This window comes from Methanoculleus sp. MH98A, from assembly GCF_000691865.1.
Taxonomy (GTDB): domain Archaea; phylum Halobacteriota; class Methanomicrobia; order Methanomicrobiales; family Methanoculleaceae; genus Methanoculleus.
Map to the genome: position 1 here is coordinate 1 of NZ_JMIO01000199.1, position 581 is coordinate 581.

General features: G+C 41.1%; 1 protein-coding gene. It reads right to left on the bottom strand.

Annotated features, from left to right (window positions below; translation table 11 throughout):
* Nucleotides 1–518 (bottom strand): hypothetical protein (locus tag EI28_RS12545; RefSeq protein ID WP_048115353.1); only part of this gene is annotated, 518 nt, incomplete at its 3' end.
* Nucleotides 519–581: the final 63 nt, after the last annotated feature.

Here is a 581-nt window from a genome sequence, read left to right on the forward strand (position 1 = left end):
GTCAGATAAATTTGAGTTGCACAGGATTTATAGACGCTCTCTGACGTGTAAGTCTGGGCAACCCCTTTGTCTTCAAAAAAGTTAGCCAGATTTCTCATCACTATTTTCAACTCGTTGTAGTCTTTCCTCCTGTGTGACACCGACCAGATTACTAACTTATTTGTAAGTAATAACGAATTGACAATGATTCCAAAAGCATCGGTATCAAGCAGAGTATCAATACATTCAATCCTTCTGTGATGACGAACAACACACCGATCAATTAGCTCACCGAGCAGTGCATCGGGATTGTATGCGCCCACGTTGAAATGGCACTCAGATAGCATCCCCTCCTTTTCAGCCGACACCAAAACCTCTGAATCCACTATAGCAGTTAAGTGCCTCAAATAAGGAGTTGGATCCCGAAGTTTCAACAGTTTCGATAAGACAGCGAAAAGCCAGTTTGCATCGTCAAACGGCCAGTAATTGAGCATATCAAGTTCTGCGGGAAATATTTTCTTATTATATACAATTCTCATATTTGATTCGTGTAACTCATTGCCGTTCTTGCTGACAATACTGAGAACTACAGATTTGCCGAA